We start from the raw sequence: 410 nt of genomic DNA, 5'->3' as shown, positions 1-410 counted from the left end.
GGTTCTCTGGCAAGCAGATAGCTGTTCCAGATACGGAACGCCACATACATTTTCAGAGGGTCATTGCTAAGATATTTCCCCCAGAGAAATTCGCTTGCCGCCTGCTCCAGCTCCGGCTGTTTCCATCGGTTGGAGTGGAGGGCTTGCCGCAGCGGAGAAAGCCCGTATAAGTTCCAGTCTCTGTCCGTGTCACGCTCAAAGTTTATCAAAAAAGTCCCCAGCGGGCGTGTCATATCACAAAGCACCTCTGTGTTTTGGCTCCCGTTCAGACGGAAGCGGATCTGCTGTTCTTCCCCAATCAAAATCCTCTCTTTCATTTTCTTCCTGTCCAGCGTCAGGACAAACAAAATCCTCTCAAAACATGGCTCATGCCGTATAAACTGATTCTCCATCCCTATCCCCTGCCTTTG

1 pseudogene is annotated in these 410 nt (G+C 50.2%); it reads right to left on the bottom strand.

Features of this window, described 5'->3' with window-relative positions:
• A pseudogene (locus LI164_RS15715) lies at window positions 1-392 on the bottom strand (hypothetical protein); the annotation flags it as partial.
• Window positions 393-410 lie beyond the last annotated feature (18 nt).

Source organism: Dorea sp. 210702-DFI.3.125, assembly GCF_020560945.1.
In the GTDB taxonomy this organism is placed as follows: domain Bacteria; phylum Bacillota; class Clostridia; order Lachnospirales; family Lachnospiraceae; genus Dorea; species Dorea formicigenerans.
Note: the sequence above shows the minus strand (reverse complement) of the source record. Positions and strands in the feature narration are given on the sequence as shown.